The sequence below is a fragment of the Mycolicibacter minnesotensis genome (assembly GCF_010731755.1).
Taxonomy (GTDB): domain Bacteria; phylum Actinomycetota; class Actinomycetes; order Mycobacteriales; family Mycobacteriaceae; genus Mycobacterium; species Mycobacterium minnesotense.
In genome coordinates this window covers 608,715-625,476 of the sequence record NZ_AP022589.1, presented here as the reverse complement: position 1 = coordinate 625,476, position 16,762 = coordinate 608,715, and the positions used below count along the sequence as shown (strand labels likewise).

At 69.1% G+C, this 16,762-nt stretch carries 13 protein-coding genes; 9 read left to right on the top strand and 4 right to left on the bottom strand.

What is annotated here, in order from left to right; translation table 11 throughout:
- Nucleotides 1–5 precede the first annotated feature (5 nt).
- Complete coding sequence (locus G6N09_RS03110; protein ID WP_083027550.1) at nucleotides 6–1,526, bottom strand: DEAD/DEAH box helicase; 1,521 nt, start codon at nucleotides 1,524–1,526, stop codon at nucleotides 6–8.
- Nucleotides 1,527–1,780: 254 nt separating this feature from the next.
- Here G6N09_RS03110 and G6N09_RS03105 point away from each other — a divergent pair, with 254 nt between their 5' ends.
- A complete protein-coding gene (locus tag G6N09_RS03105; protein WP_083027586.1) occupies nucleotides 1,781–2,476 on the top strand; it encodes a ferritin-like fold-containing protein in 696 nt (231 codons plus the stop codon).
- Between the two features lie 130 nt (nucleotides 2,477–2,606).
- On the top strand, nucleotides 2,607–2,870 hold the full coding sequence (locus G6N09_RS03100; protein WP_083027549.1) for a DUF3107 domain-containing protein: 264 nt from the start codon (nucleotides 2,607–2,609) through the stop codon (nucleotides 2,868–2,870).
- Here G6N09_RS03100 and G6N09_RS03095 read toward each other — a convergent pair.
- Nucleotides 2,867–3,553 carry an HTH-type transcriptional activator FasR gene (locus G6N09_RS03095; protein WP_083027548.1) on the bottom strand — a complete coding sequence of 229 codons (687 nt, stop codon included), beginning with the start codon at nucleotides 3,551–3,553 and terminating at the stop codon, nucleotides 2,867–2,869. The two genes, G6N09_RS03100 and G6N09_RS03095, sit on opposite strands and share 4 nt — an antisense overlap.
- A gap of 201 nt (nucleotides 3,554–3,754) precedes the next feature.
- Between G6N09_RS03095 and G6N09_RS03090 the strand changes: the two genes are divergently transcribed.
- From G6N09_RS03090 to G6N09_RS03080, 3 genes are all read left to right on the top strand, one after another.
- Nucleotides 3,755–4,789: a DUF3152 domain-containing protein gene (locus tag G6N09_RS03090; protein ID WP_083027547.1), complete on the top strand. Its 1,035-nt coding sequence runs from the start codon at nucleotides 3,755–3,757 to the stop codon at nucleotides 4,787–4,789.
- A 99-nt stretch (nucleotides 4,790–4,888) separates the two neighbouring features.
- Nucleotides 4,889–6,067 carry an adenylyltransferase/sulfurtransferase MoeZ gene (gene moeZ / locus G6N09_RS03085; RefSeq protein ID WP_083027546.1) on the top strand — a complete coding sequence of 393 codons (1,179 nt, stop codon included), beginning with the start codon at nucleotides 4,889–4,891 and terminating at the stop codon, nucleotides 6,065–6,067.
- A gap of 96 nt (nucleotides 6,068–6,163) precedes the next feature.
- Nucleotides 6,164–7,018 (top strand): TIGR02569 family protein, encoded by an 855-nt coding sequence (locus G6N09_RS03080; protein WP_083027545.1) that lies wholly within the window; start codon nucleotides 6,164–6,166, stop codon nucleotides 7,016–7,018.
- An 85-nt stretch (nucleotides 7,019–7,103) separates the two neighbouring features.
- Here the strand turns inward: G6N09_RS03080 and G6N09_RS03075 are convergent, their stop codons facing one another.
- Entirely contained in the window at nucleotides 7,104–7,400 is a 297-nt protein-coding gene (locus G6N09_RS03075; protein ID WP_083027544.1) for an MGMT family protein, read from the bottom strand.
- Between the two features lie 12 nt (nucleotides 7,401–7,412).
- Nucleotides 7,413–8,201 carry an alpha/beta fold hydrolase gene (locus tag G6N09_RS03070; protein WP_083027543.1) on the bottom strand — a complete coding sequence of 263 codons (789 nt, stop codon included), beginning with the start codon at nucleotides 8,199–8,201 and terminating at the stop codon, nucleotides 7,413–7,415.
- A 58-nt stretch (nucleotides 8,202–8,259) separates the two neighbouring features.
- Here G6N09_RS03070 and G6N09_RS03065 point away from each other — a divergent pair, with 58 nt between their 5' ends.
- Genes G6N09_RS03065 through nudC form a run of 4 tightly spaced genes read left to right on the top strand, consistent with a single transcriptional unit; the run spans nucleotide 8,260 to nucleotide 16,753 of the window.
- On the top strand, nucleotides 8,260–11,400 hold the full coding sequence (locus G6N09_RS03065) for an ATP-dependent helicase (protein ID WP_083027542.1): 3,141 nt from the start codon (nucleotides 8,260–8,262) through the stop codon (nucleotides 11,398–11,400).
- Nucleotides 11,397–14,675, top strand: coding sequence for an ATP-dependent helicase (locus G6N09_RS03060; RefSeq protein WP_083027585.1), 3,279 nt, complete (start codon nucleotides 11,397–11,399; stop codon nucleotides 14,673–14,675). The genes G6N09_RS03065 and G6N09_RS03060 overlap by 4 nt, the downstream gene beginning before the upstream one ends.
- A 55-nt stretch (nucleotides 14,676–14,730) precedes the next feature.
- The gene (locus tag G6N09_RS03055; RefSeq protein ID WP_083027541.1) at nucleotides 14,731–15,807 is read left to right on the top strand and encodes a potassium channel family protein; all 1,077 of its coding nucleotides are present in this window, start codon (nucleotides 14,731–14,733) and stop codon (nucleotides 15,805–15,807) included.
- A 19-nt stretch (nucleotides 15,808–15,826) separates the two neighbouring features.
- A complete protein-coding gene (gene nudC / locus G6N09_RS03050; protein ID WP_083027540.1) occupies nucleotides 15,827–16,753 on the top strand; it encodes an NAD(+) diphosphatase in 927 nt (308 codons plus the stop codon).
- The last annotated feature ends 9 nt before the right edge of the window (nucleotides 16,754–16,762 follow it).

Sequence of the window (16,762 nt, the reverse complement as noted above, 5' to 3'; positions counted from 1 at the left end):
CTAGCTCAGCTGCCGTTCGCGGCAGCGGCCGCCGGCTTGTTCGGGCGGCGCCGGCGACGACGCCGGGGTGCACTGGGTGCACCGGCGTCAGAGCTGGTGGCGGGTCCCGTCTCGCCCGATTCGACGGCCTGCGCGGCGCCGTCGTCGGCGTCGGTCTGACCGCCCCGGGTGCGTCGCCGCGACCGAGTCGAGTTGCGGGGCGCACGCTGCCGGTCAGCCGAGGTTTCGCGGCGTTCTTCGTCGCCGCCTTCGGGCCGCTTGGCCGGCGACCGGCGGGTCTTACCGATCGAGCCGCTGGTGTCGGTGGGGATATCCAGTTCGGTGAACAGATGCGGCGAGCTGGAGTAGGTCTCCGCCGGGTCGGGACAGCTCAGATCGAGTGCCTTGTCGATCAGCGTCCAGCGGGCCAGTTCGTCCCAGTCGACCAGGGTGACGGCGACGCCGGTCTTGCCGGCGCGGCCGGTGCGGCCGATCCGGTGTACGTAGGTCTTCTCGTCGTCGGGGCACTGGTAGTTGATGACGTGGGTGACGTCGTCGATGTCGATGCCGCGGGCGGCCACATCGGTGGCCACCAGCACGTCGACGTCGCCGGTGCGGAACGCCTTGAGTGCCTTCTCGCGGGCCACCTGATTGAGGTCCCCGTGCACCGCACCCACTTTGAAGCCGCGCTCGCCCAGGTCGTCGGCGACTTTCTGTGCGGTCCGCTTGGTCCGAGTGAAGATCATCGTGGCGCCGCGGCCCCGCGCCTGAAGTATCCGGGCGACCAGTTCGGCCTTGTCCAGCGCGTGGGCGCGGTACACGAACTGCTCGGTGGCGTCGTGCACTGCTGAAGAATGCGGAGCCTCGGCCCGGATGTGGGTGGGCTGGTTCATGAAGCTACGGGCCAAGGTGATGATCGGTCCGGGCATGGTCGCCGAGAACAGCATCGATTGGCGATCGTCGGGGATGCGGGACAGGATGCGTTCGATGTCGGGCAGAAAGCCCAGGTCCAGCATTTCATCGGCCTCATCGAGCACCAGCACGGACAGTCCGCCCAGTTGCAGGTGGCCCTGTTGAGCCAGGTCGAGCAGCCGGCCCGGGGTGCCCACCACGACGTCGGCGCCGGCTTGCAGGGCCGCGATCTGTGGCTCGTAGGGACGGCCGCCATAGATGGCCTGCACCGACAGCGGGCGGTCCCCGGCGGTCAGGTACTTGGCTGCATCGGCCAGGTCGCCGGAGACCTGGATGCACAGTTCGCGGGTGGGAACGACAACCAACGCTCGGGGTGCGCCGGTCAGGGGCCGGTCCGGGCTGGTGCTGACCCGCTGCAGCAGCGGGACGCCGAAGCCGAAGGTCTTACCCATGCCGGTGCGGGCCTGGCCGATCAGATCGTCGCCGGCCAGCGCAAGGGGCAGCGTCAGCTCCTGGATCGCGAAGGCGTGCTCGATGCCGTTCTCGGCCAACGCGCGAACGATCTCGTCGCGAACGCCTAGTTCGGCGAAGGTCGGGGGAGCGGTGGGGACAGTGGTGGAAATCAATGGGGTCATGCGCTGGCGGGTGCCTTTCGAAGTCGGCGCGGTATGTCAGTCGATCGCGGTGTGGGTCGGGGCGCACACACTTCGACGGTCAATACTTCGCCCGTTTTCAAAAGGCTCCGTCGGGGGCCCTGCACTCGCCTGTAGGCGGGCCACCCGCGTGTACGCACATTGCGCGGCAGTGCCGAAGGGGCAATGCCTGAGAGTCATAGTACCTGGTCGGGCCGGGAAGCGGCCCATTGCCGCGGAACGCCTACAGTGTGGTGATGAATTCGGTTCCCTCGGCCGACGCGGAAACGCAGCCGTGCACGCCACGGCTGTCCGCCGATCATCCCGGTGTCAACGAGCTGTTCGCGGCACTGGCCTACGGCGAGGTGGCCGCGTTCTACCGGCTCACCGACGAAGCCCGGATGGCGCCCGACCTGCGCGGCCGGATCTCGATGGCGGCGATGGCCGCCGCCGAGATGGGCCACTTTGAGCTCCTGCGCGAGGCCCTTGAGCGCCGCGGTGTCGATGTGGTCCCGGCGATGTCGAAATACGCTACCGCGCTGGACAATTACCACCGCCTCACGATGCCCAGCACCTGGTTGGAGGCGCTGGTCAAGACCTACATCGGCGATGCCATGGCCGCGGATTTCTACCTGCAGATCGCCGATGGGCTGCCCGACGAGGTGGCTGACGTGGTGCGCTCGGTCCTGGCCGAGACCAAGCACTCACAGTTCGTCGTCGACGAAGTGCGTGGCGCGGTCACGGCCAGCGCCAAGCAGCGCAGTCGGTTGGCGTTGTGGTCGCGCCGCCTGCTCGGCGAGGCGATCACCCAGGCCCAGTACGTGTTGGCCGACCGCGACGAACTCGCCGATCTGGTGGTGTCGGGTGCGGCCGGGCTGGCTCAGCTCGCCGGGTTCTTCGACCGCCTGCAGCACACCCACGACGAGCGTATGCGCGAGTTGGGCCTGGCCTGAGCTGGTCGGATCGGCGCTCCCCGGTGGTGCGAGGTCCGTTATCGCCCAGGGCGAACGGCCGGTGCGTACCCACCGGGTGCTCGTCCACTAGCCTGCTAGACAACGCCCACCGCAAACGAAAGGGGCTCGCGTGGAGGTCAAGATCGGGGTCACCGACAGCGCGCGCGAACTGGTGATCTCCAGTGCGCAGACGCCCGATGAAGTCGAAAAGCTGGTTGCCGCCGCGCTGGGCAAGGGCGCCGAGAGCGCCGTGCTGTCGCTGACCGACCAGAAGGGCCGCCGTTACCTGGTGCAGTCCGCCAAGATCTCCTACGTGGAGATCGGCGTCGCCGACAGTCGGCGGGTCGGTTTCGGCATCGGTTCTGACGTCGCCGCCGAGGCCAGTTCCGCTTAGCGGTTGAGCGGCACGTGTGACAGGCCGCCCCAGGCGAAAGCCACTGTTCCGTCGACAGCGTCTTCCTTGGTGATCGGGCGATCGCTGTCCAGCCAGTAGCGGGCGCAGTCCACGCTGATCGCGACCAGGCCCACCGCCACCATGCGCGCGCGGTGCGGGTCCAACCCGGAGTCGTGACTGACCAGGTCGAAGATGGCGTCGATGCACGACTCGGTGGCTACGCGCACCTGAACCGCGACCTGTGGCTCGGCGACGTTGTCGTTCTCGAAGATCAACCGGTAGCCCTGGCTGTCGTGCTCGATGAAGTCGAAGAAGGCCTGCACCGCGGACCGCAGGCGCTGCCGGTTGTCGGTGGTGGTCCGCAGCGCTTGGCGGACGCCGGAGACCAGGTTTTCCACGTGCCGGGCCAGGACCGCCAGGTAGAGCTCTAGCTTCGACGCGAAATGCTGGTAGAGGATCGGTTTGCTGACACCGGCCCGCTCGGCGATCTCGTCCATGCCGGCTGCGTGGTAGCCGCGGTCGACGAAAATATCGCTGGCGGCGATCAGCAACTGACCGCGGCGCTCGTCGCGGGGCAGGCGGGTGCCCCGACGGCCACCGGCGGCCGGGGTCTTGGCGCCGCTCGCGCGGCGGCCGGTCGGCTTGGCGCCGTCCCGCTCTGCCGTGTCGATCGGTTTGCTCATCGAATCCTCTATCCGGTCCTGCCGGACGGCGAGGACTGGTTCTCGACGGCCGGTACGTGAGAGCGAGACTACGCGCTGCGCACGTCACTTCCACCAGCGACATCCGTCAACCAGGCGTCGATCGCCATTTCGATCTCCTCCTGCGCCGCTCCTGGCGCGCCGAAGAGTCCCAGCTCGCAGACCTTGTGCCATTCTGGGACGGTGACCTACGACCCGGGGCGGAGTGGCGGCGGTCGAGCCCCGGTGCTCCGGGATCGCTTCCGTGAGCCCCTGCGCGCACAGCGTGACCCGCTTGCGGCCGGCGCGGGGCGAGTGCGGTCGGACCGCGACGTGCACCGCCAGTGGCGCAAACAGACCTGGCTGGGCCGGTTCGTGTCCACCTACGGTTGGCGTGCCTACGCGCTACCGGTGCTCATGGCACTCACTGTCGTGGTGGTCTACCAGACCATCACCGGCGTCGGGGTGCGCACTCATGACGCGGAGGACACGGTCCAAGGCCCCCCGACGATCGGATCGTTGGGAACCGCCATCATCGGCGCGCCGCCGCGCGGCCTCACCGAGTTCGATGTCAACCTGCCGACCGGTGTACTGCCCAACGGCGGTCCGTTCACCGAAGCCGGCGACATGACCTGGCGCGTCATACCGGGAACCGAGCCGGAGTTCGGTCAGGGGACCGAGAAGGTGTTCGCCTACACCATCGAGGTAGAGAACGGTATCGACACCACAGCGTTCGGCGGTGACGAGGCGTTCGCCCGGATGGTCGACCAGACCCTGCGCAATCCCAAGGGCTGGACGCACACCCCGCAGATCGGGTTCGTTCGGATCGACGGCAGCGGGCCCGTCACCCCCGACTTTCGCATCTCGCTGACCTCGCCCATCACGGTACGGGAGGGCTGCGGTTACGAGATTCCGCTGGAAGCGTCCTGCTACAACCCGTCCTACGGGGCAAAGTCGGAGCCACGGGTGTTTGTCAACGAGGCCCGCTGGGTCCGTGGTGCAGTGCCCTTCCAGGGCGACATCGGGTCTTATCGGCAGTACCTGATCAATCACGAGGTCGGTCATGCGATCGGCTACCAGCACCATGAGCCGTGCGATAAGCAGGACGGTCTGGCGCCGGTGATGATGCAGCAGACATTCGGCACCTCCAACGACGACGCGGCGAAGTTCGACCCGGAGTGGGTGAAGCCGGACGGAAAGACCTGCCGCTTCAACCCCTGGCCGTCTCCGATCGCCTGAGCCGTCGGCCGCTGTCTCGGGAAGCTTCCCCCGCCGTTTGGCGTTGCCCACACCAGCTGCTGTGATGGATTGGCGAACGCGACGTTGAGGAGATTGCCGGTGCCGAGATCACTGCCGCCGCTGGTGGAGCCGGCCGGTGAGCTGACCAGGGAAGAAGTCGCACGCTACAGCCGCCACCTGATCATCCCCGATGTCGGTGTGCAGGGGCAGAAGCGTCTCAAGAACGCCCGCGTATTGGTGATCGGCGCCGGCGGACTCGGCGCCCCCACGTTGCTGTACCTGGCGGCCGCCGGCGTGGGCACCCTGGGGATCGTCGACTTCGACATCGTCGAGGAGTCGAACTTGCAGCGCCAGGTCATCCACGGGGTATCCGACGTCGGCCGAGCGAAGGCCGAAAGCGCCCGCGACTCGATCGCCGAGGTCAACCCGCTGGTGCGGGTGCAACTGCATCAGGAACGTCTGCAGCGATCCAACGCAGTCGAGCTGTTCACGGACTACGACCTGATCCTCGATGGAACCGACAACTTCGCCACCCGCTACCTGGTCAACGATGCGGCGGTGTTGGCCCACAAGCCCTACATCTGGGGGTCGATCTACCGATTCGAGGGCCAGGTCTCGGTGTTCTGGGAGGATGCGCCGCACGGGAGGGGACTGAATTATCGCGACCTGTACCCCGACCCGCCACCGTCCGGGCTGGTGCCGTCGTGCGCCGAAGGCGGCGTGCTCGGCGTGTTATGCGCGTCGATCGGTTCAGTGATGAGCACCGAGGCGATCAAGCTGATCACCGGCATCGGCGAACCGTTGCTGGGGCGGTTGATGATCTATGACGCGCTGGAGATGAGCTACCGCACCATCGCGATCCGCAAGGATCCCTCCGCGCCGGCGATCACCGAGTTGATCGACTACGACGCATTCTGCGGCGCGGTCTCCGAGGACGCGGCCGCCGCGACCGTCGGGTCCACCATCACGCCGGCCGAGCTGCGCGCCCTGCTGGACTCCGGACAACGGCTCGCGCTGATCGACGTGCGCGAACCGGGCGAGTGGGCGATCAACCACATCGAGGGGGCGCAGCTGATCCCGCAGTCGATCATCAACACCGGTGAGGGTTTGGCGAGGCTGCCGCAGGACCGAATGTCCGTGCTGTACTGCAAGACCGGCGTTCGTTCGGCGCAGGCCCTGGCCACGCTGAAGAAGGCCGGATTCGCCGACGCGGTCCACCTACAGGGGGGAATTGTGGCGTGGGCCAAGCAGATGCAGCCCGACATGGTCATGTACTAGTGCTGCCGACCGGGTGCATCGCGGCTTACCGACCGCGACATGACCCGCCGCGCCCGGCTCCGCCGCGCTTGCGTTTCCCACAGTTAGTCTTATCCGGTGACCCTCGAGCCGCCGCCCGAACATGTGCTGGCGACGTTCGGCATTCGCAACGTTTCGCCCACTCCGCTCGGTGCCGGCTGGGAAGACGGCTGGAAATGCGGGGAAGTGGTCCTGTCGATGGTCGCCGACCATGCCAGGGCCGCATGGTCGGCGAAAGTGCGCGAAACCCTCTTCGCTGACGGCCTCCGCCTGGCCCGCCCGGTTCGCTCCACCGACGGTCGTTACGTGGTGTCGGGCTGGCGGGCCGACACCTTCGTCGGTGGTAGCCCCGAGCCCCGCCATGACGAGGTCGTGTCGGCGGCGGTGCGGCTGCACGAAGCCACCTCCACATTGGAGCGGCCCCGGTTCCTGACCCAGGCCCCGGTGGCGCCATGGGCCGACGTCGATGTGTTCATCGCCGCGGATCGGGCCGCCTGGGAAGACCGGCCTTTCGCCTCGCTGCAGTCCGGCGCCCGGCTGGCACCGGGCTCGGTAGATGGCCAGCGATCGATCGACCTGATCAATCAACTGGCCACCTTGCGTAAGCCCACCAAGAATCCGAGTCAGCTGGTCCACGGAGACCTGTATGGAACGGTGTTGTTCTCCGGTGCCGCGGCGCCGGGCATCACTGATATCACGCCCTACTGGCGCCCCGCATCATGGGCCGCCGGGGTGGTGGTGGTGGATGCCCTGTCGTGGGGCGATGCCGACGACGGGCTTATCGAACGTTGGGAGAATCTGCCCGAGTGGCCGCAGATGTTGTTGCGAGCATTGATGTTCCGCCTGGCGGTGCACGCACTGCATCCACGGTCGACAGAGGAGGCGTTCCCCGGGCTGGCGCGCACGGCGGCGCTGGTTCGGCTGGCGCTGTAGTCCTTCGCTCTCGCCGAACGTGCACTCAGGGCGGGATTTCGGCCATTTTTTCGCTCTGAATGCACGCTCGATGTTGTGGGGGCCCTCAGAACTGGTGTCGCAGCGTGCGTAGATCCACTTTCCCGTCGACGGCCAATACGCCTTCGGCGCGAAGGCGTTCCAGTTGCTCGGTATGTAGGTGCGATGCCGGCCGTCCCGAGGCTGGAAGCACCCGGTGCCAGGGCAGATCGGAGCCGTCGATCCGCAGAACCCAGCCCACGATACGGGCGCTGGAAAGCCCTGCCGCAGCAGCGACATCGCCATAGGTGGTCACACGGCCGACGGGCACGCCGATGATCAGCGCGCGCACCAGTTCGACTTGTTCGTCGGTGACCGCGCCCACGGCTTGCCGTCCCTAGTGCCGGACGAGCTGCGCGCGGATCACGGCGGCAGCCTCGGCGGGGCGGGCCTGGTCCACCATGTGATTGCAGTCGAAGTCGATCAGCTGGAAATTCGGCCCCAGCTTGGCCCGAAGGCCATCGATGAGCGCCTCATCCACGTACGGCGGTGAAGTCCGGGTGGCTCGCACCAGGGTGGTCGGCGTGGATCCGGGCAGCAGGGCGGGGCGGGCCAGCTCACTCCAATACGACATCACCGCGGGCACGCTGATCCGCCAACCGAAACGACCCGAGGGCAGCGTGACCAGATGCTCGTCGAGTTCGATGTCGAGCAGGCCGGGATCGACATCGGACCAGGCGCCGTGCTCCTTCTCGGCCCGCGCCTGGGCGGCGTCGGGATAGTCGGGGGAGGCCAGCATCGCCGCGGCGATCGTGGCCATCCACTGCCCGTCCAACCCGATCGCCGGGTCCAACAGAACCAGCGCGTCGACCAGGTCCGGGCGTGCCGCAGCCAGGTGCAGGGCTATCGCCCCACCGAAGGAATGCGCGACTACCGGAACCGGGCCGACGGCGGCTTCCTCAAGCAGTGCTGCCAGTGCTGCGACGTTGGCGTCGATCGACCATGGCGCTGCCCACGACGAGTGTCCGTGGCCGATCAAGTCCGGTGCCGCGATGGTGACGTCGGGCAGATGCTCGGCCACAAAGCGCCAGCGGCCGCCGTGGCCGGTCAGTCCGTGGACCGCCAACAAGCCCACCGGGCCGTCCGGGCCGTAGCGGTGCACGTGCAGTCGATGCTCGGGATTCACCCGTCGATGGTGCCAGCTGAGCCGTTACGTGTCAGAGGGCAGTGCTCTCATAGGCGGCATGGCACAGCACTGGGGTCCGCACACCGCGCAGGTCGCTGCGGTACTCGACCCGCTAGCGTCTGGCGCCGTCCAGGTGCGGGGAGGCCCTGGAACCGGCAAGACCAGCCTGCTGGCTCAGGTGGCCACCGCGCACGTCGCTGACGGTGTGGATGCGAACTCGGTGCTGCTGCTGACGGGGGCGGGCCGGCTGCCGGCCGTGGACCGCGGGACGCTGACCGCAACCCTGTTGGCTGCCGGCGGACCTGCGGCGGGCCAGGCGATCCGCGAGCCAGTGGTGCGCAGCGTGCATGGTTATGCCTTCGCGGTCCTCCAACGCGCCGCCCGGCGGGCCGAGGCCACCCCGCCGCGGCTGGTGACCGGTGCCGAGCAGGACAGCGTGATCCGCGAGCTGCTCGCCGGGGACGGCGCCGGGGCTTGGCCGCCGGCCCTGCACGCGGCCCTGGCCACCGACGGCTTCACCACCGAACTGCGCGACCTGATGGCGCGCTGCGCCGAACGCGGCGTCGACCCGGCCGAGTTGATCAGGTTGGGCAAACGGTGCCGCCGCCCGGAGTGGACGGCTGCCGGCCGGTTCGCGCGACAGTATGAGCAGGTGATGCTGCTGCGCGCCGCGGTCGGCACTGCAGCACCCCAGGCGACCACGCCGGCGCTCGGTGCCGCGGAGCTGGTCGGGGCGGCACTGGAGGCGTTCGCCACCGACCCGGACCTGCTCCTCGACGAACGCAGCCGTATCCGGCTGCTGCTGGTCGACGACGCACAGCAGCTCGACCCGCAGGCAGCCCAGCTGGTGCGGGTGCTCGCCGCCGGTGTGCATCGGACGGTGATCGCCGGTGACCCCGATCAGGCGGTGTTCGGCTTTCGTGGCGCCGAACCCACCGTCCTGCTGGACCGCGACGGGACACCCGAGCGGGCCACGGTGCCGGTGGTGACGCTGACCACCTCGCACCGCTGCGCCCCCGCCGTGGCCCGGGCGATCAGCGCGGTCGCCCGCCGCCTGCCCGGCACGAGTGCCACCCGCCGGCTCGAAGGAACCGGACCCGACGACGGGGTGGTGACCGTACGTACCGCGCCCACCGCCCACGCCGAGGCCGCTTTGATCGCCGACACGCTGCGGCGCGCCCGCCTGATCGACAGCGTGCCCTGGTCTCAGATGGCGGTGATCGTCCGGTCTGTCCCGCGCGCGGCCGCACGGCTGCCCCGGTCGCTGGCCGCCGCCGGCATCCCGGTCGCGCTGCCGGCCGGCGGAGGGTTGCTGGCACAGCAGCCCGCGGTCGCCGCCCTGCTCACGGTGCTGGAATGCACGGCCGACAAGGTGGACGGACCGCGCGCATTGGCCCTGCTCAGCGGGCCGATCGGGCGGGTCGATCCGATCTCCCTGAGGCAGCTGCAACGCACGCTGCGCCGCGGCCCGGCCGGCTCTTCGGGTTCGGCACATCCCGGCGACCGTCTGGCGGCAGCTCTCACCGGTGCGCCGGGGGAGCTGCCGGCCGCGCATACGCGTGCGCTGCATAGGGTGCGCGCGGTCCTGCAGGCCGCGGCCCGCAGCCATGCCGGCGGTCGCGACCCACACCACACGTTGTGGCAGGCCTGGAACCGGTCCGGGCTGCAGCAGCGCTGGCTGGCGGCCGCCGAGCGCGGCGGCCCGAGCGGGGCTCAAGCCAGCCGGGACCTGGATGCGGTGACGGCCCTCTTCGACCTCGCCGAGCAGTACGTGGCGCGCACCGCCGGCACCACCGTGACCGGACTCGTCGAGTACGTCACGTCCATGCAACTCCCGTCGCCGCGCACCGAGTCCGCGCTGGGAACCGAGGCGGTGGCGGTGCTCAGTGCGCATGCCGCCCTCGGCCGCGAGTGGGATCTGGTGGTGGTCGCCGGTGTTCAGGAGGGGCTGTGGCCCAACACTGTTCCCCGGGGCGGTGTGCTGGGAACTCAGCGTCTTCTGGACACCCTGCACGGATTCGGTGAAGAGGTGTCGGCCCGGGCGCCATTGCTGGCCGAAGAACGGCGACTGCTGGTGGCTGCGCTGGGCCGGGCCCGGCGCCGGCTGGTGATCACCGCGGTCGACGGAGACGGCGACGGTGGCGCCGATGTGCAGATCCCCTCGGAGTTCGTCACCGAACTCGCCGCCTGCGCCACCGGCGAGGACCCTCGCGTGCCTGCGTCGCCGGCCGTGGCGCCGCCGGTGCTGTCGGCGGCCGGGCTGGTGGGCCGGCTGCGCGCCGTGGTCTGCGCGCCAGAAGACGTGGTGACCATTTCCGAACGGACCGATGCAGCAAGGCAATTGGCGCGCCTTGCCCGAGCCGGTGTGCCCGGTGCCGACCCGCAGAGCTGGTACGGCGCGACACCGTTGAGCACCGAGGAACCGTTGTGGCGTCCTGGCTCAGGTCAGGTCGTCACCCTGTCGCCCTCGGCGGTGCAGAGCCTGCTGGACTGTCCGCTGCGTTGGCTGGCCGAACGCCACGGCGGAACAGATCGCCCAGACCTGCGTTCGACGATCGGATCGGTGGTCCATGCTCTGGTCGCCGAATCGGGCCGCAGCCCACAGGAAATGCTCGCCGAGTTGGATCGGGCATGGCAACAGCTGCCGTTCACGTCGCCGTGGTACTCGGCCAACGAACACGACCGGCACCGGGCGATGATCGAGACGTTCGCGGCCTGGCGAACCCAGACCCGCGGCGAACTCACCGAGGTGGGCACCGAGGTGTCCTTCGACGGTGTTGTCGACGCCGGAGACGGGGTGCGCCTGCGCGGCCGGATCGACCGGGTTGAGCGTGACGCCGCCGGACGGCTGGTGGTGGTCGACGTCAAGACGGCGAAGACTCCGGTCAGCAAGGACGACGCGCAGCAGCATGCCCAGCTCGCGGTCTACCAGCTGGCGGTAGAGGCCGGGCTCATCGGTGCTGACGAACAGCCCGGCGGCGGTCGCCTGGTGTATCCGGCCAAACCTGCAGGGGACGGTGCCTCCGAACGCGAACAGGACGCCCTGACCGCCGAGACCGGTGGTCAATGGAGGGAGCGGATCGCGCAGGCAGCCGCGGCCACCGCCGGGCCGCAGTTCGCCGCCCGCGTCAACGACGGCTGCCGGCATTGCCCGGTGCGTCCGGTCTGCCCGGCACACACTCGCGGGTGTGGCGCATGAGAAACCGCTACGACCCCGCTGAACTGGCGGAGGCGCTGGGACTGCATCAGCCCACCGAAGAGCAGGCCGCAGTCATCGCCGCACCGCCGGGGCCCTTAGTGGTGATCGCCGGCGCGGGCGCTGGCAAGACGGAGACGATGGCCGCCCGGGTGGTGTGGCTGGTCGCCAACGGCTATGCCGAACCGGGACAGGTCCTCGGCCTGACCTTTACTCGCAAGGCAGCGGGCCAGTTGCTGCGCCGGGTCCGATCCCGGCTGGCGCGGTTGGCCGGTGCGGGGCTGATGGCGGTGGACCCCGGCGGTTCAGCGAGACTCGATGGATCCGTGGCGGCGACGCCAGTGGTAAGCACCTACCACGCCTTCGCCGGTGCCCTGCTGCGCGAGCACGGGATGCTGCTGGGAATCGAACCCGACACCCGGCTGCTCACCGAGACAGCCCTGTGGCAGATGGCCTTCGATGTGGTCAGCGGCTATTCAGGGGAACTACGCACCCACCGCGACCCCGCCGCGGTGACCGCCATGGTGCTGCGGCTCTCCGGTGAACTGGCCGAGCACCTCGTGGACACCGACGCACTGCGCCACACCCACCTGGAATTGGAGCGGCTGGTGCATACCTTGCCGCCCGGGCCCCGGCAGCGTGCCGAACCCAACCAATCGCTGCTCAAGATGCTGGACACCCAAACCGAACGTGCCGAACTGGTGCCGCTGATCGACGCCCTTCACCAGCGGATGCGGGCGCAACGGGCCATGGACTTCGGTGCCCAGATGGCCACTGCCGCCCGGCTGGCGCGATCCCACGACGCAGTCGGGGCACGGTTGCGTGCCACCTACCGGGTGGTGCTGCTCGACGAATATCAAGACACCGGCCACGCTCAGCGCATCGCCTTGTCGTCGCTGTTCGGCGGCGGCGCAGACGACAGCCTGGCGCTGACAGCGGTGGGGGACCCGATTCAGTCGATCTACGGATGGCGAGGAGCCTCAGCAACCAACCTGCCCCGCTTCGCCACCGACTTCCCGCTGGCCAACGGCAGCCCGGCCCCCACATTGGAGTTGCGGACCAGCTGGCGCAACCCGCCCGAAGTGTTGCACCTGGCCAATGAGGTCTCCGCTGAAGCACGGCAGCGCTCCGTCACGGTGCAGGCGCTGCGGCCTCGCCCCGCCGCACCTGCGGGCGATGTGCGGGTGGCACTGCTGCCCGACGTGACCGCCGAAGTCGAGTGGGTGGCCGATTCGTTGCAGCAGTGCTACCAGCGGTCCGAGGCAGACGGCCTCGCCCCGCCCACCGCCGCGGTGTTGGTGCGGCGCAACGCTGATTCCGCGGCGCTAGCGGCGGCGATCCGGGCCCGAGGCGTCCCCGTGGAGGTGGTTGGCCTGGCCGGGCTGCTGTCTGTGCCGGAAGTGGCAGACCTGGTGGCGATGTTGCGGCTGATCCAAGAGCCGACCGCCGGCGCTGCGGCACTGCGCGTCCTGACCGGACCGCGCTGGCGGTTGGGAGCCGCCGACCTGGCCGCCTTGTGGCGGCGCGCCGCCGAGCTGGCCCGGCCCCACGCGCCGAGCGCGCCGGCCTCGGCTGCGGAGATCGCCGCCGCGGCTGGGCCGGATTCCGATACGGCCTGTCTGGCTGACGCCCTCGCCGATCCCGGAGCGGCCGAGCGTTATTCGGAGCCGGGATACCGGCGCATCGTGGCCCTCGCCGAGGAGCTGACCGTGCTGCGTGGTCACCTCTGGCATCCGCTTCCTGACCTGGTGGCCGAAGTTCGTCGGGTACTGGGCCTGGACTGTGAGGTGCTCGCCGCCCAGCCGCCGATGACGGGGGGCACGGGCGCCGACCAGCTGGACGCCTTCGCCGACGTGGTGGCCGGATATGCCGACGCGATCGGGGCCGCTGCCGCACTGCCCGGCCTGCTGGCCTACCTGGAGGCGGCTGAGGTGGTCGAGAACGGGTTGGCTCCGGCGGCACCGGCGGTCGCCGCCGACCGCGTCCAGATCCTCACCGTGCACGCCGCCAAGGGGCTGGAATGGCAGGTAGTGGCCATCCCGCACCTGGTGGCGCGGGTGTTTCCCTCGACCGCATCGCGTCGCAGCTGGCTGTCCGACGCCGGTGAACTGCCGCCGCTGTTGCGCGGCGACCGTGCCCACAGCGATGGCGACGTCGTCGAGGGAGTCCCGATTCTGGATACCGACGCGGTCACCAACCGAAAGCAGCTGTCCGATGCCATCGCCCACCATCAGCGCCGGCTGGACCAGCGGCGGGTCGACGAAGAGCGTCGGCTGTTGTACGTGGCGGTGACTCGTGCGGAGGACACCCTGCTGGTCTCCGGACATCACTGGGGTGCAGGAGAGACCAAGCCACGTGGGCCCTCGGTGTTCCTCACCGAGATCAAAGCGGTGGTCGACAGCTCGGCGGAGGCGGGGACTCCGTGTGGAATCGTGCAGCACTGGGCGGACGCGCCGGCCGATGGCGAGACAAATCCATTGTGCGACAGCGTAAAAGAGGAAATATGGCCGGTTGACCCGCTGGCCGGAAGGCGCGAAGAAGTTGATCAGGGTGCAGCACTGGTATCGGCTCAGCTACAGACCGAAGAGCCTGCGGACGGTTCGCTTCCGGCCAGTCCGTGGGCGTCCGACGTCGACGCACTCTTGGCGGAGCGTGCCTCCTCCGTGACGCAGCCGGCCCGCGCGCTGCCCCGGCAACTGTCGGTGAGCGGTCTGGTCGAGCTGAGCCGTGACCCGGCAGGTGCGGCCCAGCGCCTGAGTCGCCGACTTCCCGCCCGGCCGGACCCGCATGCATTGCTGGGCACGGCGTTTCATGACTGGGTTCAGCGGCTTTACGGGGCCGAGCGGTTGTTCGAGCTCGATGATCTTCCCGGTGCAGCCGACGCCGACACGGCCCGCGCCGACGCGCAGGAGCTGGCGCACCTGCAGGCGGCCTTCCTCGAATCGCCGTGGGCGGCCCGCTCGCCCCTCGCCGTCGAGGTGCCATTCGAGATGACCGTCGGCACCCGCGTGGTCCGGGGCCGGATCGATGCGGTGTTCGCAGAGCCAGACGGTGGTGTGACAGTCGTGGACTGGAAGACCGGAACGGTTCCCGACGGCCCGGATGCCCGCCGCCACGCCGCCGTGCAACTCGGGGTCTACCGGCTGGCCTGGGCCGCATTGACCGGATGTCCGGCAACGCAGGTAAGAGCCGCCTTCCACTACGTGCGCACCGGCAGCACCGTCGCCGCCGATCAACTGCCCGAACTGCCTGAGCTGGCCGCGCTGCTCAACAGCTGAGGGGGGTGTGGTTACAGTGGGTCCGTGCGTCACGTGCGACCGATGACCGCCCGTCGTGGCAGGAGCTAGCTGGCGGCGGTTGCGTCGCCTCGATGAGACGCTGACCGCCCAACCCAGTTACGCGCTCGTCGGCGTGCTCCGCATGCCGCACGCCCAGTCCAGTCCGGGCCGCACCGTCTACCGGCGCAGCCTCATCGCGCTGGGGGCGCTGCTGGTATCGGCGTTGTTCGTCTATGTCGACCGCGACGGTTACCAGGACGTCCAAGGCGATCGACTGACCTTCCTGGACTGCCTCTACTACTCGGCGGTGACCCTGTCGACCACCGGGTACGGCGACATCACGCCGGTCACCGAGTTCGCCCGCATGATCAACGTCCTGGTCATCACCCCGCTGCGGATCGCCTTCCTGATCTTGCTGGTCGGAACGACAGTCGAGGCCTTCACCGAGACCTCCCAGCAGGCATTCCGCATTCAGCGTTGGAGGAAAAGAGTGCGCGACCACACCATCGTCATCGGCTACGGCACCAAAGGGAAGACCGCCATCGCCGCGATGCTCGGCGATGACACGACCACCCCGAGCGACATCGTCGTGGTGGACAACGACCGGGCAGTTCTCGACAGAGCCAAGAGCGCCGGGCTGGTGACGGTGGACGGCGATGCGACCAGGTCGGACGTGTTGCGGCTGGCCAGCGCCCAGCGCGCCAAGGCGATTGTGGTGGCCACTGGCTCGGATGCCACGGCGACACTGGTGACGCTGACGGCCCGCGAGATCGCCCCCAACGCCACCATCGTGGCGTCCATCCGGGAAGCCGAGAACCAGCACCTGCTGGAGCAATCCGGCGCCGACTCGGTGGTGGTGTCTTCGGAGACCGCGGGGCGCCTGCTCGGTATCGCCACCACCACGCCCAGTGTTGTCGAGATCATCGAGGATCTGCTCACCCCCGACGCCGGATACGCCATCGCCGAACGCGAGGTGGAGCACAAGGAGATCGGCGCGTCGGCCAATCACCTCAACGACATCGTCCTTGCCGTGGTGCGCGGTGGCCGGTTGCTGCGGTTGGACGCACCGGAGGTGGACGCGATCGAGGCCGGCGACCGGCTGCTCTACGTGCGCACGGTGAGCAACCAGTGACCCGCCGCGGGGAGCGCTGATGGGGAACTTCCAGCTCAGCCAGATTCCCCTGCTGTCGCGGGTCGGTGCCGACCGGGCCGACCAGCTACGCACCGACACCGACGCGGCAGCCGCCGGGTGGTCGGACGCTGCACTCATGCGGGTCGATCACCGCAATCAGGTGCTAGTTGCCGATGGCCGGGTCGTGCTGCAGGCGGCCAGTGAACTGAGCGCCACTCCACCACCGGACGCGGTCTTTTTGGGCCGCATCGCCGACGGTCGCCATGTCTGGGCGGTCCGCGGCGCTCTGCAGGCCCCGCCTGGAATCGACGTCTCCGTACTGGACATTCGTGCCACCGGTGACATCTTCGACGACGTCAGTGCTCAATTGGTGTCGTCGGCCATCGCATTGCTCAATTGGCATGACAACGCCAGGTTTTCGGCTGTCGATGGCACCCCCACCAAGCCAGTGCGCGGTGGGTGGGCCCGGATCAATCCGGTCACCGGCGCCGAGGAATTCCCCCGCATCGACCCGGCGGTCATCTGTCTGGTGCACGACGGCGCCGACCGCGTGGTGCTGGCCCGACAACACAACTGGCCGCTTCGGATGTTCTCTCTGCTGGCCGGGTTCGTCGAGGCCGGCGAGTCGTTCGAGGCGTGCGTGGCGCGCGAGGTCCACGAAGAGGTCGGCCTGGCGGTGCGTGACGTGACGTACCTGGGCAGTCAGCCCTGGCCGTTCCCGCGATCGCTCATGGTGGGCTTCCACGCCGTCGCCGACCCCAGCCAGACGTTCGTCTTCAGTGACGGCGAGATCACCGAGGCGGCCTGGTTCACCCGCGAGGAGGTGCGGGCTGCGCTGTCCGCCGGGGCGTGGAACAGCGGCGATTCCGCGGCGAAACTGCTGCTGCCGGGGTCCATCTCGATCGCCAGGACCATCATCGAGTCCTGGGCCGAATCCAGCGGATAGGCCGCGGCG